Source organism: bacterium (assembly GCA_019695305.1).
Taxonomy (GTDB): Bacteria; UBA10199; UBA10199; order UBA10199; family JAIBAG01; genus JAIBAG01.
The window spans coordinates 23,089-47,162 of the sequence record JAIBAG010000006.1 but is presented as its reverse complement, the minus strand read 5'-3'; the positions used below and the strand labels follow the sequence as shown (position 1 = coordinate 47,162).

The following is a 24,074-nucleotide window of genomic DNA, read 5'->3' as shown; positions in this document are numbered from 1 at the left end:
TTATGGCTAACCTTAAAGAACTCAATCAAAACATTCAATCCAAAAAATCAACCGCTTTAAAAATGGGGGGCGACGATGAAGTTAAGCGCCAAAAGGCGGCAGGCAAGCTTACCGTACGGGAAAGGATTAATCTCCTTTTTGATGCGGGTACTTTTATTGAAATGGGTATTTTAGGAACAGCCCAAGGCGATGACCCTACCTTAAAAGACAAGCTCACCCCGGGCGATGGTATTTTAGTAGGTCATGGTTTGGTGCAGGGACGCCGTGTGTGTGTAATAGCGTATGATTTTACCGTGATAGCCGGAACCATTGGTGAAGTTGGCGAGCGCAAATGTGACCGTATCCGTGAAATGGCGCTGGATATGCGGGTGCCTCTTGTATGGCTTTTAGATTCTGCCGGTGCCCGCGTGCAAGAAATTGCTTCTTCGCGTTTTGCCATGACAGGTAAAATGTTTCACGACCAAGTAAAAATGTCCGGAGTCGTCCCGCAAATTGCCGCCATGATGGGGCCATGTGCGGCTGGTACGGCATATGTTGCTGGCCTTGCCGATTTTGTACCGATGGTGAAAGGGACGTCGTCCATGGCCTTAGCCGGTCCTCCGCTGGTAAAAGCAGTGATTGGTGAAGATGTGAGTGTAGAAGATTTAGGTGGTTCGCGGGTGCATTGCGAAGTGAGTGGCAATGGTGATTTAGAAGTAAAAGATGATAAAGAATGTATTGAAATCGTCAAACAGTATCTCAGTTATCTGCCGTCGCATTCCGGTGAAAAACCCCCGGTAGTACAACCCAAAGCCAATGACAGTGATCGCTTGAGTCGTTTGATGTCCGGCGATGCGGGCAATGTAGAACGTATTGATGATAGTATTCTCGATTTAATCCCAGAAAATTCCAAACAGTTTTACGACATGCGCAAGGTGATGGAAAAAATTGTGGATGGAGGGAAGTTTTTAGAAATTAAACCTAAATTTGGACAAGGTGTTATTACGGCGCTATCGCGTATTGGTGGGTATTCCGTGGGTATTGTGGCCAGCCAACCGGCGTACATGGCGGGTGTGCTCAATGTAGACGAAGCCGATAAAGCCGCGCGTTTTATTAATTTGTGTGATGCCTACAATATTCCGCTCCTTTATTTACAAGACGTGCCCGGATTTATGGTGGGTTCGCAAGTAGAGCACAAAGGTATTATTCGTCATGGGGCGAAGATGTTATTTGCCACTTCGAGAGCTTCAGTTCCTAAAATGACGGTAATTGTACGCAAAGCATACGGTGCTGGTTATTACGTGATGTGCGGAAAAGCCTACGGTCCGGATTTAATCGTCGCGTGGCCTACGGCCGAAATTAGTTTGATGGGGGCAGAAGGGGCGGTGAATATTGTGTTCCGCAAAGAAATAAAATCCGCTGCGGATCCGGAGGCCAAAAGAAAAGAATTGGTCGATCTCTACCGCGAACGCATTGCGCTTAGTATGGCTGCTGAAGGTGGTTATATTGATGACGTGATCGATCCACGTGATACACGCCGGGTGTTGATTGAAACGCTCAAGCTTACGGCCAATAAAAAGATTAATACACCTGACCGGAAGCATGGCGTGGAGCCGGTGTAATATAAGGCTGTCTGCCGTTGTCTTCTAATACAATTTCAAAAGAACAGATGAAAAATTTAGATATTGAGCTTGTACTGGTGACGCTTTTAAAAATACCGGTGTATGCCGCCTGGTTTTATTTGGGATTACGTTGGATGTACAAGTGTTCCAGCAAGAAAATAGCGTTTGTTTTTGGTTTTTTTCGTGTTGTTGTGCCACCTCTTTTTCTTATTCCTTTGTTTTCTCTTAAGGGTGCCAAAATGACGGGATTTTTTATATCACCACTTTTTTGGATTATCTCTTTTGTGGTTCTCAATATTTATATGGTGCATCTTGGAAAACTAAAAATGGACAGGCTTTTTAAACCTCTTGCATGGATAATGGGTGGAGCTATTATTTCTTTTATAATAAATTTTATTTTAGCTATTTTTGAAGTGCGGCATGTAAATTTTTGCTAGCTGTAAGAGGGCCAACTCTTGAAACTTGAAATTTTTTCAGCTTTCAAGAGTTGGCTCCTAGGTAATTAACTGTGTTTTTATCGGCAACTAAAATAAAAAGTTGCCTTTAAAAAACTAAAAAGCTTAATAATTTTAATTAGTTATAAACTTAAAGCATTATTTAAAATCATACTAAGCGGCCGCTCCCTTATAAAATTAGCAACTTTCTTAAAGATATACCGAAAATATAAACGGGCATAATCTCGTAATTAGGTTTTTTACTGTCTTGGATTAATGTGGCTCTCAGTTGCTTGAGCGGCAATGAGGGTATGTTTGTTAAACTCGTGAGGTTTATATGGGATGGGCATTGTCTGAAATTGCGGAAAAATATTCATTGGGATCGCTTAGAGATTACTACTTGCTTCATAAGGGGCCATCTGATGACGAAAACATTGATACACTTCATGAGGCTCAAGTTGTTGAAAGTTATTTTATAAAAGTAGCTCCCAGTTATACCGCTGTATTGGTTCAAGATCTTAGACTATATGCGGTTACAAATTATGCTTCTCTATCTCAGGCTATAAAGCAGGCTAATAGTGAGCTCATATCTTTATGGAAAGAAATGCCAAACACACATAGCAACATGTATTTGGCCCCTCAAGAAGTCAGGTCGGAGCCTGACTATTATTCGAAAATTAGCTATACACTTGAAGCGGTGCCTAGTGGGTATGTAATTTTGAACAAGGAAACACCAAGACCAAGAAGCTCGAGAAATGATTCTGTTGAATTGAGTCGTCTAAGTTCTAGCGCCTATGATTATTATGATTATATTGAGGTTACCAATGAGCTTTTGCCAACTGATGTTAAAAAGGAGATTGATATTATTGATACGATACTTAGTTATGCTACTAGCCCAGTGACATGGAATTCCACTACAGCTGATGCTATTTTTAGCAAGCTTGCTCGCATAAAAAGCGTATTAATAAGGCTCGATGGACTTTTCACAAGAGTAAGCGCTTAATCATTGGTTAGGTTTTTACAGCGTAAAATTTTTTAAGTAACCAGGCCTAGTTACACCAAGTCTACCAATGATATGCCACATCTTCTAATAGTAACTTTTTTGGTTTTGTTAGTTATTCTTCTTAGAAATTTTAACTATTTAAAAATATGCCAGCGTTGTAAAAAGCTTAATTACTCTCTTGTTTTATGGCCAGATAAAATTTGCAGGCATTGCCACCAGCCCATTTTTGCATTTAAGCCAGTCAATCAAGTTTTAGAAAAAACAATGCAAGGGCATCTAGAATTATTCTTTGAGCAGGGAATGGAGTATGAAGGCGATTGGTGTTTTGTTGATGATAGCAAACCGACGTCGCGCGATAATCTCTGGCCTCTTAGCATAGGTGATTTTTTAACCATTTATGATGAAGATAAGGTGCTATGGGAGGGGTGGATTGAGCCTAAAGAAAAATGGCCTTATTGGGTACAGCAAGGAGTGGCTGAAGATGTATGGAGGGGATGGTTTAAATGTAAACCGCCTCTTAGATCAGTGTTAAAGCGATATTCTAATAGCATACATTGATCTTGGCAAAAAATCCCCTTCGCCTTCACACATTTCCTTTGCATAAGCTAATTCATGTGCAAGTATGTTTTGAGTTTCTTTTTCTGCATCCCATACGAAACAAATAAAGTATTTATCTTTAACCATATAATAGTATGTAGTTTCATTTTGGGACTGTTTGAAACGCCTGTGAGACTCTAGTAAAAAAACTTGATTGTACGCCCGTTTCAGCTACAAATCTTTTTATGGATAACAACCTTCATTCTTTTCGCTTGGCGAGCGGCTCTTCTTTTTTAGAATGCCGTGTTTTGGAGAGGGATGCGACCTCGCATGATTATTTAGTGGGGGTAGAAGTTTCTTCCTCAGGTTTTAGTGCTCAGCACGAGCTGTGGGTAGAGCGCTTTTCGGTGGAAGCTTTTAATCGAGACCTTAAAATTTTATCTTCGTCTTTTACCGGTAAAGCATTTTTAAAGGGGATGAGTCCTAATAGCTTTTTACTTTCTCTTACTCCTCTAACAAAAACCGGATATCTTGCTGTTACCGGTAACATTAAAAAGCTGGCCTATACTTATAACACCCATTTTGATCATGAAATGCACTTTTGTTTTGAATGTACCGTAACGGATTTGGAAAAAATCAGCCTTTAAAAATCAATCAATGACACTCAAAACCTTCTGTTCCTATGCGTTTCATGGCTTCTGTAGCCCCGATGCCTGGCACGCGTCGAGGAGTATGGAAAATAAAAAAACACTGATTTAAAATCGCTGACATTTCTCTTTTAAGAAGATAAGAAGCTGCAACTTATGATTAAGGCGTGGCTAAAACCTGTTTTTATCTTGTTGGTTCTTTTTCTGCTAACTTTCATTTTACCCAATACTCCCGTCGATCCGTGGGCCTTATTAAAGCCTAAAAAAATAGTATCCATTATTTTTGTATTAGCCTTCATACAAGTGATGGCGTCAGTTGCTGTTAAATTTTTAGGGGCTAAAAAGGGGGCACTGTTTAGCGGTTTTTTTGGAGGCTTTATTTCGAGTACCGCCACAACAGCTAATCTTGCTCGTCAGAGCAAACTATTTCCTTATCAAAATGTTTTTTCGGACACCCTTGTTTTTTTAGCGGCTACTCTCGCTATGTTGTTTGAAGGTGTTTGTATCCTTTATTTTGCTGCCGATAATTTTCATTTTTCATTACTAGTTATCTTCATTGGCCCTATAATTTTAACGATAAGTTTGATGATGGCTATATCTAAAAAGATTACAGATGCGCCTATGGCCATAACGGATCATCAGCTGGATATTTTATCTATCCTTAAGCTTTCAGCTTTTATTGTGCTTATTCTGGCGTTGTCAAAAATTTTACAAAATATTTTTGGTGAAGTAGGGCTTGCTCTTCTCACTTTTCTGGTTTCTCTATTTGAAGTGCATGGATCGTTTGTAGCTAATATTCAAATGCACGATGACGGGAGTTTGGGAGTGATTCAATTAGGTGGTTTGCTTGCTGTTTCCATTGCCGCTTCTTACGTATCCAAATTATTCCTTATTTACTCACTGGGAAGCGATGCTCTTAAAAAATATATTTTGAAGTATACTATTTTGTTATTTCTATCCCTGCTGGCAAGTTGGCTGTTTTTCTTTTTTGTGAATTAGGTTTTTACAACTGAAATTATGATTGCAGATTAAACACTTCCGATAGGCCCCAATAGTTGTTTGCAGATTTGTGAATAACAATGCGACAGGTTCCCTCTTTTGTCAGCTGGCACTCATTATCTTTTAAATTCCAGGTGAAAGACATTATTGTTGCAAAATTATTGAAGCTATCTACTTGTGTCTATAAAGGAGGCAAGGAATATGCATATTCCGATTGCTGCAAGGGTGACACCTCCCAATCTGAAGGTGTTGGCGTTCGGCATGTACAGTATATTAAGGAGGAGTTTATCCCTAATTTTTTTTATAAAAGAGGGTTGATTATATAAAAATATATATTCCTTACAAAATTTGACGTATCCGTAACCAATAAATGAAAATAATAGACCCAGTAAACCAATAAAAAAACGCTGCATTACACTACCATTCGAAGCAAAAGTTGTAAACGTGGTGAAATAAAAAAAGATAAGTAAAACAGTGGAATAAGCTGCCATGCTTAAGCGTTTCCACAATATTGCTTTTTTGAGACTTCTTTCATTAGGTTGACTGTCAGGCATAAAATTTAGAATGCTATAATGTTCTTTTTCTATCAATTAGCCAAATATTTTCTGTTGCTGCACATTTTCCCTTTAATCCGCCCGGTACCTCTACGCCTTCAATAAAAGAAATATGATAGGTCTTTTCATAATGTCCTTTTATTTCCTCTGTGCTAATTGAAAATGGAGGGCCTTCTTGTTTGGTTTGATCATATTCAAAAACGATCATCAGTTGCGGGGCTTTGTTGGTGATGGCTGTCAGATGGGCTGTGTATTGTTTGCGTAAGTCTTGAGGTAAAGCTAGTAAGGCGGCGCGGTCATAAATAGCATCGATTGATCCAAGTGTTGCGCTAGTTAAATCAAAAATATTCCCCACAAAAATATCAATATTGTTGGCGCTGTAATGAGTAAGTTTGCCGAGTGTATCAATTTTTGGTTGAACACCTAAATCGGTAAAAAGTTGATCGATAGCAAGAGAACTTAATTCCGCTCCGGCTACATGATATCCCTGGGAGAGTAGCCAATGGATATCGGCCGTTTTACCGCATAGGGGGACAAAGATACGGCTTCCTTTTACCAATGAGAGTTTAGAAAAATGTTTCACAAGCAGAGCATTAGCTTTTCCTTCATGAAAGGCAATCTCGTTATTTTTCCACCGGTTGTGCCAAAAGCTTTCATCCATAAAAATTCCTTTAAAATTAAAACAGCCGTGCTAGTTCTTTTACATGTATAAAAACTTATTACAACCCCTTGATCTTGGTTTCACCACCCTTAAAAACCGCGTACTCATGGGCTCCATGCATACGGGCCTTGAAGAAGAAAAAAACGGTTACGAACGTATGGCCGCTTATTTTGCGAGGCGGGCCGAAGGCGGGGTGGGGCTTATTGTTACCGGAGGTGTGGGCCCCGATTTTTTTGGCCGTGTTCATCCTTTTGCTGGTGATTTAACCAATAAAAAAACAGCGTACAAACATCGCGAAGTGACGGAGGCAGTGCACAAGGCCGGTGGAAAAATTTGTTTACAAATATTGCATGCCGGCCGTTATGCGTATCATCCCTTAGCCGTTGCTCCTTCACGTATTAAATCACCCATTAGTAAGTTTACTCCCTGGGCGCTTCCAGGTTGGGGTGTTAACAAAACAATCAGCAATTTTGCCCGTTGTGCCAAGCTCGCTCAGTTAGCCGGCTACGACGGCGTGGAAGTGATGGGCTCCGAAGGTTATCTCATTAACGAATTTATCAGTGCCAACACCAACAAACGCACCGATGAATGGGGAGGCTCTTACGAAAATCGTATTCGCTTTCCTATAGCTATCGTAAAAGCCGTGCGTGAAGCGGTTGGGAAAAATTTTATTATTATTTATCGTTTGTCGATGATTGATCTCGTCAACAACGGATCGACCTGGGATGAAGTTGTTACGTTAGCCAAAGAAATAGAAAAAGCCGGCGCCACGATTATCAATACCGGCGTTGGTTGGCACGAAGCGCGTATCCCTACCATTGGCACCATGGTACCGCGTGCGGCTTTTAGCTGGGTAACACAAAAATTAAAAGGCGAAGTAAAAATTCCACTCGTTACTTCCAACCGTATCAACACGCCGGAGGTGGCCGAAAAAGTGATTGCTGATGGCCATGCCGATATGGTGTCGATGGCGCGGCCTTTTTTGGCGGATCCTGATTTTGTAAAGAAGGCGGCAGAGAATCGCAGCGATGAAATTAATGTGTGCATTGCGTGTAACCAGGCTTGCTTGGATCATACGTTTAAGATGCAAACAGCCTCTTGTTTGGTTAATCCCGAAGCGTGTCACGAAACGGTTCTTACAATTAATCCAACAAGCTTTCCTAAAAACATTGCGGTAGTAGGAGCAGGGCCTGCGGGCCTTGCATGTTCTATCACACTGGCCAAGCGTGGACACAAAGTTACCTTATTTGAAGCCGATAAAGAAATTGGCGGGCAGTTTAATATTGCCAAAGAAATTCCCGGCAAAGAAGAGTTTAAAGAATCGATTCGTTATTATTTAAAGCAAATTGAAGTCACGGGCGTGACTTTAAAACTTAATACACGGGCTACTATCGAAACACTGAAGGGTTTTGATCATGTGGTGCTGTCTACCGGGGTAGTGCCGCGTACGCCCGAGTTTGAAGGGGTGACTCATCCCAAAGTTTTAAGCTACGTGGATGTGCTGAAAGATAAAAAGCCTGTCGGTAAATCTGTCGCCATTATCGGTGCCGGCGGTATTGGTTTTGATACGGCTGAGTTTCTCTCTACCGATCATAGCCCTTCGCTTGATAATAATCTTTATTTAAAAGAATGGGGTATTGATAAAACCATGCAAGCGCGTGGTGGTATTACGGGAGTAAAGCAGGAGATTGCTCCATCACCGCGGGAGATTTATTTGCTGCAACGTAAAGACAGTAAGCACGGTAATAGCTTGGGTAAAACCACCGGCTGGATTCATCGCACCACTCTAAAAAACAAAAAAGTAAAAATGCTGGGCGGTGTTACTTACAATAAAGTGGATGATGAAGGTTTGCACATTTTAGTGGGTGATCAGCCTCAGGTGTTAAAGGTTGATCATGTTGTTCTGTGTGCGGGTCAATTATCCGATAAATCGCTTGAAACACCTCTTAAAGAAGCAGGCCTCAAATATGACATTATTGGCGGGGCCGATGTGGCTACCGAAGTGGATGCCAAGAGAGCGATTAAACAGGGGACTGAATTGGGGGCAAGCTTATAGCGGGTTTCATTAACAAAAAAACCTTGGATTTCTCCAAGGTTTTTTTGTTTTAAAGTTTTTACTGCAAAGCTTTATTCAAAGCTGAAACGGATATCCTCGATGCTGCATAAATCGTTATCCTCCTCATCCGTTACCGATTCTAATCCGTTATTAATATCTACAACAAATGTACTCGACTGGTCGCCACTAATAATCAAGGGCGCACCCAAAGCACCGCCACGGGTTGGGATCTCTGCTGTAGGAGGTACAAAACCATTACAATCGGTATCGTCATCGCAACCAGCCTCATCATAGTCTTCAGGGGTTACAATGGTATTAGCCGTACTTAAATAAATGGTCACGCGGTCTTCACCGGTGGTGCATTCGCCGTCGGTTCCATCAAACAATAAAAGTGGGCCTTCATTACATACACCTTTGGATGCTTCCACACCCTCTTCGCAGGCTCCGTCTGTGGCATCGGGTGTATAGGTAAAGGTGTCTGAAATTTCAATGATGATGCAGGGGTAGGTTCCATCGGGAATGTCGCCTGAGCCGAGTGTGGGGTTTTGGGTCAAATCTTCTTCTACGGGTTCTTCATTTGTAAAAACAGTGATGGGGTCCGAACAGAATTCATCCGTAGAAACTGCCAGTGAATAAATTTTCATGAAGAGGGAGCTGGGGCTTACCGAAAAGTTAACAGGAGCACTTTCGCTGGCATCTGCCGACGTACTGGAGCCTTGAAGGGTAAAGGTAGAAGTATTTCCTGTTGTTCCATCGCAATTTATGAACAATAGCGAGTAAACAATAATAAGACTTAAATGACAGATTTGATTTTTAAAATTAGATAGACGCATTATAACCCCTTTTTAAGAATTGATAGGATAAAGGTATATAGTGATGGATATTTACAGAAGTGTAAATGTTTTTTATTTAATATGTGTCGGTATTTAAAGTTAATTTTCACTATTATATTGATATAATCGTGAATAGGATTGTTATCCCACTCCAATTTAATCAACAAGGCTCATCGCCAAACCATAGAAGCTTTTTTAGAAAAAGGAATATGGAAAATAGCGATGTCTCATAAATTATGAAATCAATTTGGAATTCAGCGCTAGTATCAACCATCAATCTGTGGCGGGGCACCCAAGTTTATGGAATGCCCGTTCAACCTAAGAAGACTCTCGAGCTGTACGATATGGAAGGGGGCCCTTATTGCCGTTTGGTGCGTGAGGTGTTAACCGAGCTTGATTTGGAGGTTATAATTTATCCGTGCCCCAAAGGCGGAACACGTTTTAGGCCCATAGTAGAAAAGTTGGGTGGCAAAATGCAGCTGCCCTTTTTGGTAGATCCCAACACAAACACTACCCTTTATGAATCGGGCGACATTATTGATTATTTGTTTAAAACTTATGGCAAGCGTCCAACACCGCTTAAATGGAAACTGGGTTTATTAAATAAAAAGACATCTAAAATATCCAGCCAATTGCGTGCTGGTGCTGGCTTGTTTGCTAAAAAATCTAAAAAGCCAGCCAAGCTTTTAGAGTTGTATAGTTTTGAATCGAGCCCATACTCTCGTCCGGTGCGCGAGCTTTTATGCGAGCTGGAAATTCCTTATTTGCTGCATAATGTGGGTAAACACGAGTTGACCGATTATATTTTGCCCAAAATTCGTAAAGTTATTTTGCCCAATTATCATTTTAAGGGAGCTCCGCGACAGGAACTTGTAAAACGAGGCGGGATGATGATGGTGCCTTATTTGATTGACCCCAATACTCAAACGGCCCTGTATGAATCGCAGGAGATTCTTAAATATTTAAAGGCAACTTATGCGGTTAAAGAATAAGGCTTAAGAAAACCCCAACGCTTTTCTGGCTTCAGTAGTAGTCGCCACACCACGGCCGGTTTGTATTGCAATTTTAGCCAGTGCTTCAATGAGCGGTCCGTTTGAATCTACTTTTTTCCCATCTGCCAAATAAAAAGTGTCTTCCACGCCAGAACGCAAATGTCCGCCTAACTCCGCAGTGCGCTGATGAAGAGGCCAGATTTCTTCGCGTCCAATGGCTGTTACTTGCCAGTGTGTGCCGGGCTTTACGAGTTTAAGAAGAAGAGGGAGCCATTCGGGATCGCACGGCATACCGCTATCAACTCCCATCACAAAGTTTACCGAGGGATCTTTGCACATGCCGGCCTGTTCGTACATTCCTACCGAGCGCACAATGCCTGTATCGAAACATTCAAACTCAGGCTTTGTACCTACTTTGTTCATCACGTCTAAAAATTTTTGAATTTTATCCACGTTATTGTCAAAAATCATCGGAGGCCAGGCCCAGGTGCCGTCGGCTTTAATTTTTAAGTAGTTGAGCGTGCCGGCATTGCAGGCGGCATATTCGGGTTTTACGCGTTCGATGCATGAGAGAGGGCCGCTCACATCTTTACCAATTACACCCGTGCTTAAGTTGATGATGATATCGGGTACTTCTTTTTTAATGGCATTGATCACTTGTTCGCAAACATCTGGATCCCACGAGGGTAGATGACCCAAGCCTTCTTGTTGTTGTCTTAAATGAACATGCACAATAGAAGCGCCGGCATCATGGGCGCGTCTTGCTTCTTTAGCCATTTCCGCTGGAGTAACAGGAACAGGATGGCGTTTAGGATCGGTTAACACGCCGGTTAGGGCACAGGTGATAATAATTTTATCGGACATATTGTGTTGTCATTCTGAATGTAGTGAAGAATCTAGGAGATCCTTCGCTAACGCTCAGGATGACGCGTCTATAGCATTGTTTTAATGAGTGTATCCACTTGTTTTTTTGTTTTAGCCAAAGTTCCCGAATTATCAATCACAAAATCGGCTCTTTTCTTTTTTAGTTCAATAGACATTTGAGAGCTAATGCGGCTTTTAGCTTCGGCTGTTTTAAATTTATTGCGTTTTATAAGGCGCTTTAACATGTGTTTTTCGGGGGTATAAACTACAATCACATGATGGCATAATTTATCTAATCCGCTTTCAAATAAAAGAGGGATGTCTAAAACAACGGCTTTCTTTTTTAAGGTGTGTTGCTTTTTCAGCCAAAGGGCCATGTCGTTGCGCACCTGCGGATGTACAATGGCATTGAGTTTTTTTCTTTTTTTTATGTTTTCAAAAACAATTTTTCCTAAAATGGCACGGTTGATGGTTTTGTCTTTTTTTAAAATTTCTTTCCCAAAAGTTTTAACAATTTTTTGATAGGCTTTTCCTTGCGGACGAATGGCGCGGTGAGCTACTTCATCGGCGCATAACACCGGCAGGCCCTTTTTTTTTAGAAGGCGCGACACTGTTGTTTTACCCGAGGCAATAGAACCTGTGAGGCCGTATACTTTCATGCTTTTTTACGTTCTTTTAAAAAACTGAGGGCTTTTTTTTGTGCCTGCTTTAAGGCAAGTAGCGATTCTACTAAAGGATAAAGTGCTTTTTCTTTGTGTTTGATGATTTTTTCAATGAGATCATCCTCAGTTTCTTCGGCGCAAGCCATCATTTGACTGATTAAAAGGGTAATTTCTTTCCATACCGGTTCCAGTTTGGCATGAACACGTTTTAAACCGGGATTGGAAAGCTCCTGACTTTTCATGGTCCAATCCAAATTTTTGGCAAAGTCGGCATTTGTCCAGGGTTTATCTATAAGCGAATGGGTTTTAATGAGGCGCGCCAGCAATTCCAAAGTTTCACCGTTTTTTTTCAATTCTTTTTCGTACAAAGGCATAGCCTTGGCGTATTTTTTTTTGGCAAAGAGGGCATCGGCTTTTTTAAGATACGATGAGGTTTTATCCGTTTTCTTTCTCATACTTTGTCCTTGGGAAAATTTTCTTTGATGAGTGTATCTAAATTTTCTTTGGTGTTCAAGGAGGGATCATCAATTACTTTTTCTACCAAAAGCTTTTGAATAATTCCCAACAGAGGTCCGGCTTCATATCCCATGGCCATTAAATCGTGGCCGTTTACAGCTAAATCTTTGGCTGTAAAAGGAGGTAGCTTGGCCAGTTCCTCCCGGATACGCACGCGCAAGTTCATAATGCCCTTCATACTGTTGGGAAATTTGCCGCCTTTTTTATCGGCAATTCTAAGATCTATTAAGTCGTAAATATGTCCTATGCCCACTTTGCTTACAAAACGGCGGATGGCTTTATCGGAATAAAACGATTTAGCCTCAAACATATGGTTTCCTACCAAATTAAGCACTTTGCCAATATCAACTCCAATAGTGGTGGCCTTGTATGTATTAAGCCAGTTTTTAGCAATGCGGCGCGATACATTGTGATGATTGTAAAATGTAGTTTTTTGTTTTTCTTCGCTAAAACCTTTGGTGGCGGGTTTACCGGTATCGTGGAGTAGGGCTGCAAACATAATATCCAAATCGCCCGGTTTTTCCATTTCGGTAGCATGGCGTGAGGCATCCAGCACTTTCATGGTGTGTTGGTAAACATCCTCATTTTTTTTCATGGGTTGTAATACACCAATCATGTCGTGCACAAAGGGAAAGATAAGCGGTAAAATTCCCGTCTCGCGCATGATGTCAAAACCGAGTGAAGGCTTATCGGCTGTAAAGAGTTTGCCTATTTCTAAAATAATACGCTCTTTACTTACTGTATTAATGAGCTTGGCATTTTTAATCATGCCTTCTTTAGTTTTAGGATCAAGAGCCATGTTTAACCTGGCTGAAAATTGGACGGCACGCATTAAACGCAAAGGATCTTCCACAAAAGTATTTTCAAAAACCTGACGCAGTATTTTATTGTTTAAATCTTTAATGCCCCCAAAAGGATCAATGTAGGTGTTGTTAGATACATCAAAGGCAATGGCATTAATTGTAAAATCACGACGACCTAAGTCGTCGGTTACACTTAAATTGTGATCAAACTCTACTGCAAAATCTTTATGACCACTGCCGGTTGATATTTCCTTGCGAGGCAGGCTTAAATCGTATTCGTGCGTATCGTCTTTTTTGTTTTTATATTTAATGACACCAAACGATTTCCCTACCACGTTCACATGGCCTGTTTTTTTAAGAAGAGTAATGAGAGTTTCAAGAGGTATTTTTTCAACAAGTATATCGTAATCTTTAACAGTTTTACCCAGTAGACTATCGCGCACCGAGCCACCCACCGGATAAATTTTCCCGCCGGCGCTTGTGACGTCGTTTAAGAAAGGAAATTGAGAGGGAGTAAAAGTCATTTTTTTGTCATTCTGAGCGAAGCGAAGAATCCATTGCGAGATCCTTCGCTTCGCTCAGGATGACAGCATTGCTCGATTGGTATGTGTAAAGCTAGAAGTACCTTTTAATACTGGCACTGTCTTCGGCATCTTTAAGCCAGGCCGAAAAACTGTCCATAGCCATTTGTTTTTTAACTTCGGCTATTGTTTCTTCGGCTTTAAATTTATCCCACTCAGGTGATGTGCGTGAAATGAATTTGTAAAAATGATAGCCATCTTCTCCTTCTACAGGAGAAGGAGGATAGGGTTTATCTTTAGACAGAGTAAAAATTTGCGCCAAAATAGTGATGTCGTTCACGTTTGAAAAAACTTCGCCGGCATTGGCAATAGAAACGGGTTCAGTTTCTTTTTGAGTCAATCCATACTTTTTGATTTCGGCATCCAAATTATTGCCTTTAGTAAAAAGCGGCCATAATTCTTCCGATAGCTTTTTATTTTCGGCGGCAATGGCCTGGTTTTTTAATTCTCCAAGCGCTTCCTCTTTTATTTTGGCATCATCAACAGGGGCGTTCAAATCGGCCATGTCTGTTTTTTTGGTTGCAATCAATTCATTAAGCTTTTTGTCGTCGGGTGCAAAGTTGGGGATATCTTTAAGCGCAACAAGCACGTCTTTTAGCTTGATGGTTGTATTTTGCGCCTCATAAGCTTTTTTAGCTTCGTTTTCTGTTACTATAACCGTGTTTTCAAAGCTTTTAAGCAATTTGTCACGTACCAGGTTATTACGCATCCAGGGCTCAAAATCCATACCGTAGCGCTGATTAAAGATAGGTTTAAAGTTATTATAACCCTCGGCATTAAACTGGCCGTCTTTTTGGAAAGCGGGGTATTTACGGATAGAATCAATCAGTTCTGGATCGGATACAACAATACCTGCTTTTTGAGCGCCTTGCAGCATGATGCGTTCCTGAATAAGGCCTTCAATAAGTGACCCACGGATCATTTGGAGGAATTCATCGTTTATATTGGCAAACATGGGGTCGTTTTCCTTTTTAAGCCGGATAAAGCTTTGCAGATCGCCTTCGGTAATTTCGTACCCGTTCACTCTAGCCAATATATTGGCAGGGTGGCCAGCCGTACGGCGCAGGGTAGATGTTCCAAAATAGAACACAAAGACCACTACAATGAGGCCCAAAATGGTTTTAACAACAATGGAAGATGATTTTTTTCTTAAAATGTCGAGCATGATGCGGTTTTGTTTACCAAAAGGCGTAAAATTGCAACAAAATTCTTGCCTCACGAGGCTACATTTGTTACCACTATTAAAATTATGTTTCTCGATCCTATTCTTGGTCTTTTTTCAAACGATTTAGCAATCGATTTAGGTACAGCCAATACCCTGGTGTATGTGAAAGGGAAGGGTATTGTTTCGTCCGAACCTTCGGTTGTAGCCGTGAGGCGTGATGCGCGCGGTAATAAAAAAGTATTAGCGGTGGGTAAGGAGGCCAAAGAAATGCTGGGCAGAACGCCCGGTAATATCGAAGCCATCCGCCCCATGAAAGACGGCGTGATTGCCGATTTTGAAGTAACCGAGGCTATGTTACGTTATTTTATCCGTAAAGCCCACAACCGGAAAACTTTAGTGCGTCCCCGTATTATGATTTGCGTGCCTTTTGGTATTACCGAAGTAGAAAAGCGCGCCGTAAAAGAATCGGCCGAATCGGCTGGTGCCCGTGAAGTTTATCTTATTGAAGAACCCATGGCTGCGGCCATTGGTGCAGGGCTGCCTATTACTGAACCATCCGGTAACATGATTGTAGATATTGGTGGTGGTACTACCGAGGTGGCCGTTATTTCGCTGGCCGGGATTGTATTTAGTAAATCGGCTCGTGTAGCCGGCGATAAAATGGACGAAGCTATCGTTCAACACATTAAACGCAATTATAATTTGCTTGTTGGTGAAAGAACCGCCGAATGGATTAAAATGACAATTGGCAATGCTTTCCCCGATTCCGATACAAAAACGCTAGAAGTAAAAGGCCGCGATTTAGTAACTGGTATTCCCCGTATTTTACAAATTACCTCCGATGAAATTCGTGAAGCTATTACCGAACCCGTTCATGCCATTATTGAAGCTATTAAAATTACTCTTGAACGTACACCGCCAGAACTAGCTGGTGATATTGTAGACAAGGGTATTACTCTTGCTGGTGGCGGCGCTCTTTTAAAGGGGCTTGATAAACTGGTGCGTGAAGAAACAGGTTTGCCTGTTACAATCGCCGAAGATCCACTCTCGTGTGTGGTTCTAGGATCGGGTAAAGCTTTAGAAGAACTTGATATTTTACGTGAAGTTACTTTAAATTGACTTGCCTAATTCCCATCTAAACAGTTAAAAAACAATCATGCTTAAAAAAAGGGGCTTGCTGGTTTTAATTTTGGCTTTTCTTATTGTTCTCTTTTTTCAAGTGCGCCAAGAGGCCTCCCAAACAAAAAGTAATCCATCTTTTATCGATCGCATTTTAGTGAATGTTTTAAGCCCTGTTACGCGCGCTTTGCGTTCGGTGCGCGATGGTGTGGTACATACGTGGGACCACTACTTTTGGCTAGTGGGTGTAAAGGACGAAAATAAAAAACTTCAGGAAACTGTTGATCTTCAAAATTTATTTATTCTCTCATTAAAAGAGCGTCTTAAAATTAAAGATCAGGAAGCGCGCTTAGATCAGAGCCTTCATTTTATGGGGTATAATGGTGTTGTGGCTCGGGTTACGGCTTATGATGCCAACATGTTATCGCAAAGTTTGTGGGTTGATGCCGGCACAAAAGATGGTGTTATGGTGGATATGCCTGTTATTGCGCTTAAAGGTTTGGTGGGGCGAATTATTAAGGCATTTGATTCATCGTCGATGGTGCTTCTTATGACCGACCCTCATTTTGCTGTAGACGTAGTAGATGAGCAAAGCCGTATTAGAGCGATGGTGGTTGGTAACGGCCGTTCGCCCGAATTTACTCCGTATCCCATTATGAGCCATCTAGAATATCTCCAAATGGGCTATCCTATTAATAAAGGTGATTTGCTGTTAACATCGGGCTTGGGAGATTTATACCCCAAAGGAATTCCGGTGGGCAACGTGGTGGCCGATAATAATATTTTACCCATGGTTGACTTTAATACACTGGAAGAAGTGATTGTGATTACGGGAGGCAGTTCAAAGTAATTGCAACATTTTATTTTATGCGTGCACTTTTTGCCACAATTTGGGCTCTTATTTTATTGGTGCCGCAAATAACCGTTCATGTAGCGCCGTTTGGTATTCCTCTGGGGCTTGGGCTTATCACCATTTTGGTTATTTTTGTGGGGTTCGAGTTTCCGGCAGGGCGCGGACTTGTAGCCGTTACAATCATATCTTTTATGGCCGAAGTGTTTTCGCGCATGGTGCATGGCCATATTATTTTATCGCATCTTATTTTGTTTTTTTTCATCCAGGTGGTGATGGATAAAATTTATACAGAGGCTTATCTCACCAAATGTTTTTGGGTTTTTATTTTTTCTATTACGCATCTTCTTTTTGTTGGTTTTGTATTAAGTCCTAATTTTGTAGAGCTCGATTTGGGGACCACATTGCTGCAAATTTTATTGCAAAGCTTAGTTAACGGAGTTGTATCGTTTCCGCTGCTTATCTTATTTGATACAACCTTTTCTTTTTGGTCTTCCGCTAGCTCAAGGCGTAAAAAGAGCGTTACCGGAGCCGACTGGTTTGCCGCCAAAAGTTCCCAAAGAAAGTATATAAAATAATATGGCCATGCGTTCACAAGAAGATGTTGTGTTTGTGCAAAGGAAAGCTCCTTTTGTGTCGCTAGCGTTTTTCATCTTTTTTTCCATTGTGGTGTCACGCTTGTTTTATTTGCAAATTTATCAGGGTAACATGTTTAAGTCCCTGTCCGACCAGGTGGCTATGCGTGAAAAAGAAATTAGGGCCACCCGGGGAGTTATTACCGATCGTAACGGACGCGTGTTGGCCGATAACCGCCCGTATATGGAAATCTCCATTATCCGTCAGTATCTTAAAAATAAGGATAAAACTTTAGATAGTCTCACCAAAATTATTCCGCTTAAAAAAGAAGATATTTTAAAAAAGTTAGATGATGCTCGTTTTGAAGCGGCGTTTACACCTGTTACCATTGTAGATGATGCCCCCTACGATTGGGTGACTACCCTGCGCCAATACGAAAAACCCGAATATGATGAGAATCAGGGTTTATATTTAGAAGGGGTAGAAGTAAAAGAGTGGCAATTGCGTACGTATCTGTTTCCCGAACTTTTTGCGCATGCCCTTGGCTATTTAAAAGAGCCCGATAAAAAAGGATTGGAAAAACTGGAGGCTGAACATCCTGGTCGTTATTCTCAAGGCGATTTAATGGGGGCTAGCGGTGTAGAATCATCTTACGATTTGGATTTGCGCGGTATTGATGGTGTTGATGCTCAGGTTGTAGATGCCCGTGGTAAGGCCGTTACAGGAAATCAGGCTTTAGAATTGTTGGAACAACGGGCCAGTATTGCCCCTCAGCAAGGCAATTCCCTGATGACCACCCTCGATTACGACACTATGGTAGCGGCCCAAAAGGCGGTGGCTGGAAGGAGAGGAGCCGTTGTTGCGATAGATCCAAATACGGGAGAAATATTAGCTCTCTATAGTTCCCCCGGTTATGATCCTAATCGGATTACCAAAACCATCGATAAGGAATATTGGCAAAAAATTAATTTTGATGAAGATAAATTTCTTTTAAACAGGGCTATTCAAGCAACATATCCTCCAGGTTCCATTTATAAAATGGTTCCAGCACTAGCGGGACTAGATACAGGTAAGGTTGATTTAACAACCACTTTTAATTGTGGGGGAGGCATACAGTTTGGAAGCCGATTTTTTAAATGTTGGAATCATGGTGGGCATGGTGCGGTGGCTTTGTTGCGCGGTATTGCTCAATCGTGCGATGTGTATTTTTACAAAGTGGGCTTGGCTGTAGGGGTAGACAAGCTTAAAGAATATGCTGGCTATTTTGGTTATGGGCACAAAACCGGCATTGATATCCCATTTGAACAAGCAGGGCTTATTCCTAGCAGTGAATGGAAAGAAAAGCGTTTTAAGTTACCCTGGATTGAAAGTGAAACTCTTTCTATTTCTATTGGGCAAGGATACGATTTGGTAACGCCGCTGCAGGCTGCACGCATGGTTTCGTTTATTGCTAACGGGGGTTACGAGATTACGCCTCATTTAGCAAAAAAGATTGTTGATCCCAACGGAGAAGTGGTGCGTGAAATTAGTGGAGAAAAAGGAAAACGTGTTATCCCTGAAGATCATATCAAACCTATTCAGCAGGGGATGATTAATGTGGTGCATAGCCCAGAAGGAACAGCCAAACGGGTTGCCGCCTCGCCTTACATGATTGCCGGTAAAACGGGAACGGCGCAGGTAATTGGTCACGATTCAAAATTGGCAATGAACTCACGGCGTGTGGCTCATGGTTGGTTTGTTTCATTTGCTCCTTATGATGACCCTAAAATTGCCGTGGCTGTTATTATTGAAAACGGCGGTAGCGGTTCGGGGGCAGCGGCTCCAGTGGCTATGGAAGTGATTAATGCCTATCTCGATAAAATTATAGGTCGTGAGGAAATGGAAAAACGCAAGAGTCATACAGGAGATACAGAAGCATCAGGAGGCGTGGAGGAATAAAAAATGTTTGATAGACGACTCATTACCAATTTTAACTGGCCACTGTTGATAGTGGTGATGGTGTTATCGGCCATTGGTTTAGTCAACTTATTTAGCGCTACTTCTAGCTTTGGTACGGATGCCCAGGAAAATTATTTTAAAGCTCAACTCATGTGGACAGGTGTGGGTATTTTAACATTACTGGTGACTACCAGTATCCATTACCGTTTTTTTTACTCTTCAAGTTATGTGTTATACGGTATTTCAATCATTCTTCTTATTTTAGTGTTGGTGATTGGTCATCGCGTGTCGGGATCGCAAAGCTGGATTCAAATTTTACCCGGTATGCGCTTGCAACCATCAGAAATTGCCAAGCTGGGTTTTATTTTAGGTTTTTCGCGTTATTTATCGTCGCTCGATGCCCGTCGACCACTGGGTTTTGTGGGTTTATTACCGTCCATGGTGTTTGTACTGGTTCCATTTTTACTTATTTTAAAACAGGGTGATTTGGGATCTAGTCTCTTCTTTGGACTTATTTATATCACGATGATTTTAGTGCATGGAGTAAAAATGCGGGTAGTGGCTACTTTTGGTATTTTGGGTGTTGTGCTTGTTGTTGTGGCCTATATGTTTTTTTTGTCGCCTTACCAAAAAGACCGCGTGAAGAATTTTTTAAATCCCGAATTGGATCGTAAAGGTTCTGGGTATCACGTGGTGCAGGCTAAAATTGCGGTGGGTTCGGGCGAGTTTTGGGGAAAAGGTTTTTTAAAGGGGCAAAACCACAAGCTTAAATTTATCCCCGAACGTCATACCGATTTTATCTTTCCGGTGCTGGCTGAAGAATGGGGTTTTTTTGGTAGTTTTGTGGTGCTGATGCTTTTTCTGCTATTTCTTTTTCTGGGTTTGTCGGTGGCATCTCATTCGCCTGAAAAATACGGCTTTTTTGTGGCTTTGGGTATTTGTGCGCTCTATTTTTGGCATATGGCCATCAATTTGGGTGGGGTTTTGGGCTTAATGCCCCTTACGGGTGTTCCTTTGCCTTTTTTAAGCTACGGTGGGTCTAATTTGCTTACCAATTGGTTGGGTTTTGGTCTTTTACTCAATATCAGCATGCGGCGTTTTATGTTCTCATAATCAGGTTTTAAGACTTAATAGAGCCTATTTAATTGTTTGTCAGGTTTCTAAACTTTCTGTAGAATATAAAATCTTTAATATTCTTATTACCTTAGGGGGATGTCATGGCTAAACGTGATACTTTGAGCATTACCGACAATAGAACCGGCAAACAATACGAAATACCTATCGAATTAGGTGCTATTAAGGCGCCCGATTTACGTCAAATCAAGACCGATGCTGATGATTTTGGGATTATGAGCTATGACCCTGCCTTTTTAAATACCGCCAGCTGCAAAAGTAAAATTACCTATTTGGACGGCGATAAAGGAATTTTGGAATATCGAGGTTACCCTATTGAGCAATTGGCCGAAAAGAGCAATTTTTTGGAAGTAGCATATTTGCTTATTAAAGGGGAGCTTCCTACTAAAAATCGTTTTCGTGTATGGCAGGAAAAAATCACCATGCACACCATGATTCACGAAAAAATCAAAAAATTTATTGAAGATGGCTTTTTGCACGATGCCCATCCCATGGGAATTTTAGTGGGCTCCATGGCGGCTATGTCTACTTTTTATCCCGATGCTAAAAATGTGGAGGAGGAGTCGTCACGTCGTTTGCAAACATATCGTTTGATGGGAAAAGTGATTAACATATCGGCATATTCCTACCGTTTTAGTCGTGGTTTGCCCTATGTGTATCCCGATAACGAATTAAGCTATACCGGTAACTTTTTAAACATGCTTTTTAAAATGACCGAGAAAAAATACAAGCCTAACCCGGTATTAGAAAAAGCCTTGGATGTTCTTTTTATTCTGCATGCCGATCATGAACAAAATTGTTCAACCTCGGCTATGCGTGGCGTTGGTTCGTCTCGTGTAGATCCTTTTTCGGCTTACTCGGCAGCAACAGCAGCTCTTTATGGCCCGTTACACGGTGGTGCCAACGAAGCCGTTTTGCGCCAATTAAAGGAAATAGCCTCGGTTGATAAAGTTCCTGAATTTATCCGTAAGGTAAAAGCGGGGGAAGCTAAGCTTATGGGGTTTGGTCACCGTGTTTATAAAAATTACGACCCGCGTGCAAAAATTATCAAAAAAATTGCCTACGAAGTTTTTGATGTGTTGGGTAAAAACCCACTTTTAGATATTGCGCTGGAGATGGAGCGCATTGCCCTTCAGGATGAATATTTTGTAGAACGTAAGCTTTATCCCAATGTCGATTTTTATTCGGGTCTTATTTATCAGGCTATGAAATTTCCCATGGCTATGTTCCCGGTGTTGTTTGCTGTGGGCCGTACGCCGGGCTGGATTGCTCAATGGCGTGAAATGATTATGGACAAAGAACAAAAAATTAGTCGCCCACGTCAAATTTATATTGGGCATGAAACGCGTGATTATGTTGCTATGGAAAATCGGGAATAATTTATCCTTGGGGAAGTTCGTCTAAACTCATCACGGGCGACCGTTCAATTACTTCACGTACAGGGTTGTGAGTAATAATACGCGGATAGGTGAGTACCACCTGAATATAAAATTCATCAGTAGTGTCTTTTAATAAAAATAATTCTTCGTTGTCGCTTTTGTTAAATGTAGAAAGAGGACAAACTAATAAATTACGTCTCTCTTCTTTGTTGCACTCAATCCGCATAGTACAATTTAGTGCATATTCTTCTTCGTCAAAGCATTCAGGAGAGTTTCGTTTAATTTCAAATAGGAGCCTGCTGTTTGGGACGCCTTCAATAATGCTGTCATAGGCATTAGCGCTTAAGGAAGTAAGGATGACACCCATTTTATGCTCATAAAAGCGGGAAGAATCGGCTAGCTTAACAGGGGCGTTTTCTGAAGCTAGAACCGAGCCGTAAAAACTGAATAAAAGTGATATAAAAAGTATAGCTTTTTTCATAGCTTAGAATTGCTATAAAGAGAGCAAAGAAGATGCCAAAAAATGTTTTGTAACTAGTTGATTTATAGTAGGGTTAAAAACCTAACTTATATAAAAAGAGGTAACCTGGAAAAAAGTATCCGGCAAAAAAGGACAGGATGAGCTTCGATAAAATAAAAATATGTAAAACAAACGATGTGCCTGTCAAGGAAGGGAAGGCTTTTTTAGTGGGTAATGACGAAATTGCTATTTTTCGTCATGAAGGCCATTTCTATGCTATTGATAATGTATGTCCGCATCAAGGGGCTCCCTTGGCAGGGGGTGAAGTGCGTGATGGGGTGGTGATTTGTCCCTTTCATGGATGGCAATTTAAGGTAAGTGATGGGCAAAATCCTAGCGTTCCTGAATTATGCGTAAAAAGTTATCCAGTGATGGTAGAGGGGGATGATATTTGGGTTATGCTTCAGTCTTAATGTGTTCTAATTGCCCAATGACTTTTATCATTCTACTCTCATTATAATAGCAGGGTTTTTGATGGGTGATACGCTCATAAAACCAGGCTAAATCTTGTCCAAATAAGTTCTCGTTGCCTACTCCTGCTTTCATCGTCAGGGGGCCTTGTTCCATAGTAAATTCAAAACGACGCAAGCGAGGGAGGTTTTCGGCGCGATGTTCTTCAAATAATAAGATGTTGCCAGACGGTTCAACTTTTAATTCAATTTTTAGCTTATAAGTATTTGAATTACAAATAAATTTATGCTTTACAATTTGAAGGTCTCCCAGCAGTTCGGCGGCTTGAACAAGTCTGGATAGTGCTAAAAAAGGGAGGGGACCAGTGTAGGCAGGGTCTGCCAATTTAGTATTCCATCCAGCGGTAAAACGAATGGAGCCGTTTAAAAAGACACCCATCGTTTGAAGATCGTTTTTGGCTTGAAGATGCGCTTTGGTTAAAAGCCCAATGTGTTCGGTATGAAGAATGCGTTTCTTTTCGCCGGCTAATTGATAAAGAGAAGAGGCTTCACTTGCTGTAAAGGCTAAAGGATAATCACAGAGAACATGTTTATTGTGAGTAAGAGCTTCTTTTACCAGCAAAGCATGTTGGGTGTTTTCGGTAGAAATGGCCACGGCTTTTATATCATCTCGTTTTAAAACTTCATCCCAAGTGATGGTTTGCAGTTCTGAGCGACGGGAGGCAATACCGGCCAATTGAAAATTAGGATTTTCGTTTACAGCTTTAAGTCGCGAGCGGCCAGCAGAGCCTAAGCCGATGAGGGCAATTGAAATCATTCCTTATAATTAAATTTTAAGTCTACCACTACATCGGGATGGAGTGACAAACTTACCGGACAAGTTTTAGCGGCATTTTCCAGTTTTTTACGGTTATCTGGAGCAAATGAGGTGAGAAAGGTAAATTCTAACCCTATACGAGCAATACGGCGTGGGGGAGGTGTCATCTCTTTTGTAATGGAGCAGGTGGTGCCCGTTAAGTCCCAGTTTTCACGTTTGGCCAAAATGCCCATGATGGTCATCATGCACGAGGCAAGCGAAGCGCTACAAAGATCTGTAGGTGAAAAGTTGCGGCCGCGTCCCTGATTATCCACTGGGGCATCGGTGTGCACGATGGTACCTGAAGGGCCGTGCGTGAGTTTTACTTCTAAATCACCTTTATATTCTAAACTCATGTTTACCATAAAAACCTCTTATTTCTTT

Annotated in this window: 25 protein-coding genes; 15 read left to right on the top strand and 10 right to left on the bottom strand. The window is 41.3% G+C overall.

Features of this window, described 5'->3' with window-relative positions:
* The first annotated feature begins 2 nt into the window (after positions 1 to 2).
* From K1X76_04465 to K1X76_04440, 6 genes are all read left to right on the top strand, one after another.
* On the top strand, positions 3 to 1,601 hold the full coding sequence (locus K1X76_04465; protein MBX7148315.1) for an acyl-CoA carboxylase subunit beta: 1,599 nt from the start codon (positions 3 to 5) through the stop codon (positions 1,599 to 1,601).
* Positions 1,602 to 1,648: 47 nt separating this feature from the next.
* Entirely contained in the window at positions 1,649 to 2,038 is a 390-nt protein-coding gene (locus K1X76_04460) for a hypothetical protein (GenBank protein ID MBX7148314.1), read from the top strand.
* A gap of 334 nt (positions 2,039 to 2,372) precedes the next feature.
* The gene (locus K1X76_04455; protein MBX7148313.1) at positions 2,373 to 3,038 is read left to right on the top strand and encodes a hypothetical protein; all 666 of its coding nucleotides are present in this window, start codon (positions 2,373 to 2,375) and stop codon (positions 3,036 to 3,038) included.
* Positions 3,039 to 3,110: 72 nt separating this feature from the next.
* Positions 3,111 to 3,596: a hypothetical protein gene (locus K1X76_04450; GenBank protein MBX7148312.1), complete on the top strand. Its 486-nt coding sequence runs from the start codon at positions 3,111 to 3,113 to the stop codon at positions 3,594 to 3,596.
* Positions 3,597 to 3,820: 224 nt separating this feature from the next.
* Positions 3,821 to 4,222, top strand: coding sequence for a hypothetical protein (locus K1X76_04445; GenBank protein ID MBX7148311.1), 402 nt, complete (start codon positions 3,821 to 3,823; stop codon positions 4,220 to 4,222).
* Positions 4,223 to 4,378: 156 nt separating this feature from the next.
* A complete protein-coding gene (locus tag K1X76_04440) occupies positions 4,379 to 5,221 on the top strand; it encodes a DUF4010 domain-containing protein (protein ID MBX7148310.1) in 843 nt (280 codons plus the stop codon).
* Positions 5,222 to 5,788: 567 nt separating this feature from the next.
* Here the strand turns inward: K1X76_04440 and tmpT are convergent.
* Complete coding sequence (gene tmpT / locus K1X76_04435) at positions 5,789 to 6,436, bottom strand: thiopurine S-methyltransferase (GenBank protein MBX7148309.1); 648 nt, start codon at positions 6,434 to 6,436, stop codon at positions 5,789 to 5,791.
* Between the two features lie 43 nt (positions 6,437 to 6,479).
* Here tmpT and K1X76_04430 point away from each other — a divergent pair, with 43 nt between their 5' ends.
* Positions 6,480 to 8,492: an NADPH-dependent 2,4-dienoyl-CoA reductase gene (locus K1X76_04430; protein MBX7148308.1), complete on the top strand. Its 2,013-nt coding sequence runs from the start codon at positions 6,480 to 6,482 to the stop codon at positions 8,490 to 8,492.
* A gap of 71 nt (positions 8,493 to 8,563) precedes the next feature.
* On the opposite strand, the gene K1X76_04425 is transcribed toward K1X76_04430, so the two are convergent.
* Complete coding sequence (locus K1X76_04425; protein ID MBX7148307.1) at positions 8,564 to 9,325, bottom strand: hypothetical protein; 762 nt, start codon at positions 9,323 to 9,325, stop codon at positions 8,564 to 8,566.
* Positions 9,326 to 9,561: 236 nt separating this feature from the next.
* On the opposite strand from K1X76_04425, the gene K1X76_04420 reads away from it, so the two are divergent.
* Entirely contained in the window at positions 9,562 to 10,317 is a 756-nt protein-coding gene (locus K1X76_04420; GenBank protein MBX7148306.1) for a glutathione S-transferase N-terminal domain-containing protein, read from the top strand.
* A gap of 3 nt (positions 10,318 to 10,320) precedes the next feature.
* Here K1X76_04420 and K1X76_04415 read toward each other — a convergent pair whose 3' ends face one another.
* The 5 genes from K1X76_04415 to K1X76_04395 form a co-directional block, all read right to left on the bottom strand.
* Positions 10,321 to 11,181 carry a 3-keto-5-aminohexanoate cleavage protein gene (locus K1X76_04415; GenBank protein ID MBX7148305.1) on the bottom strand — a complete coding sequence of 287 codons (861 nt, stop codon included), beginning with the start codon at positions 11,179 to 11,181 and terminating at the stop codon, positions 10,321 to 10,323.
* Between the two features lie 68 nt (positions 11,182 to 11,249).
* Positions 11,250 to 11,840, bottom strand: coding sequence for a dephospho-CoA kinase (gene coaE / locus K1X76_04410; GenBank protein MBX7148304.1), 591 nt, complete (start codon positions 11,838 to 11,840; stop codon positions 11,250 to 11,252).
* A complete protein-coding gene (locus tag K1X76_04405; protein MBX7148303.1) occupies positions 11,837 to 12,298 on the bottom strand; it encodes a hypothetical protein in 462 nt (153 codons plus the stop codon). Before K1X76_04405 ends, coaE begins: the two co-directional genes overlap by 4 nt.
* On the bottom strand, positions 12,295 to 13,686 hold the full coding sequence (locus K1X76_04400) for a CCA tRNA nucleotidyltransferase (protein MBX7148302.1): 1,392 nt from the start codon (positions 13,684 to 13,686) through the stop codon (positions 12,295 to 12,297). Before K1X76_04400 ends, K1X76_04405 begins: the two co-directional genes overlap by 4 nt.
* A gap of 91 nt (positions 13,687 to 13,777) precedes the next feature.
* On the bottom strand, positions 13,778 to 14,908 hold the full coding sequence (locus K1X76_04395; protein ID MBX7148301.1) for a SurA N-terminal domain-containing protein: 1,131 nt from the start codon (positions 14,906 to 14,908) through the stop codon (positions 13,778 to 13,780).
* An 84-nt stretch (positions 14,909 to 14,992) separates the two neighbouring features.
* On the opposite strand from K1X76_04395, the gene K1X76_04390 reads away from it, so the two are divergent.
* The 6 genes from K1X76_04390 to K1X76_04365 all read left to right on the top strand — a co-directional run bounded on the left by K1X76_04390 (position 14,993) and on the right by K1X76_04365 (position 21,904).
* Positions 14,993 to 16,027, top strand: coding sequence for a rod shape-determining protein (locus K1X76_04390; protein MBX7148300.1), 1,035 nt, complete (start codon positions 14,993 to 14,995; stop codon positions 16,025 to 16,027).
* Between the two features lie 37 nt (positions 16,028 to 16,064).
* A complete protein-coding gene (locus K1X76_04385; protein ID MBX7148299.1) occupies positions 16,065 to 16,877 on the top strand; it encodes a rod shape-determining protein MreC in 813 nt (270 codons plus the stop codon).
* 17 nt (positions 16,878 to 16,894) lie between these two features.
* Positions 16,895 to 17,455: a hypothetical protein gene (locus tag K1X76_04380; protein MBX7148298.1), complete on the top strand. Its 561-nt coding sequence runs from the start codon at positions 16,895 to 16,897 to the stop codon at positions 17,453 to 17,455.
* A 1-nt stretch (position 17,456) separates the two neighbouring features.
* Positions 17,457 to 19,391, top strand: a complete 1,935-nt coding sequence (gene mrdA / locus K1X76_04375) for a penicillin-binding protein 2 (protein ID MBX7148297.1) — start codon at positions 17,457 to 17,459, stop codon at positions 19,389 to 19,391.
* A gap of 3 nt (positions 19,392 to 19,394) precedes the next feature.
* Entirely contained in the window at positions 19,395 to 20,504 is a 1,110-nt protein-coding gene (rodA, locus tag K1X76_04370; GenBank protein MBX7148296.1) for a rod shape-determining protein RodA, read from the top strand.
* A gap of 104 nt (positions 20,505 to 20,608) precedes the next feature.
* Entirely contained in the window at positions 20,609 to 21,904 is a 1,296-nt protein-coding gene (locus K1X76_04365; protein MBX7148295.1) for a citrate synthase, read from the top strand.
* A 1-nt stretch (position 21,905) separates the two neighbouring features.
* Here K1X76_04365 and K1X76_04360 read toward each other — a convergent pair whose 3' ends face one another.
* Entirely contained in the window at positions 21,906 to 22,385 is a 480-nt protein-coding gene (locus tag K1X76_04360; GenBank protein MBX7148294.1) for a hypothetical protein, read from the bottom strand.
* 137 nt (positions 22,386 to 22,522) lie between these two features.
* On the opposite strand from K1X76_04360, the gene nirD reads away from it, so the two are divergent.
* Positions 22,523 to 22,837 (top strand): nitrite reductase small subunit NirD, encoded by a 315-nt coding sequence (gene nirD / locus K1X76_04355; protein ID MBX7148293.1) that lies wholly within the window; start codon positions 22,523 to 22,525, stop codon positions 22,835 to 22,837.
* Here nirD and K1X76_04350 read toward each other — a convergent pair.
* Complete coding sequence (locus K1X76_04350) at positions 22,821 to 23,651, bottom strand: Gfo/Idh/MocA family oxidoreductase (GenBank protein MBX7148292.1); 831 nt, start codon at positions 23,649 to 23,651, stop codon at positions 22,821 to 22,823. The two genes, nirD and K1X76_04350, sit on opposite strands and share 17 nt — an antisense overlap.
* Positions 23,648 to 24,055, bottom strand: a complete 408-nt coding sequence (locus K1X76_04345; protein ID MBX7148291.1) for an OsmC family protein — start codon at positions 24,053 to 24,055, stop codon at positions 23,648 to 23,650. The genes K1X76_04350 and K1X76_04345 overlap by 4 nt, the downstream gene beginning before the upstream one ends.
* Between the last annotated feature and the right edge of the window lie 19 nt (positions 24,056 to 24,074).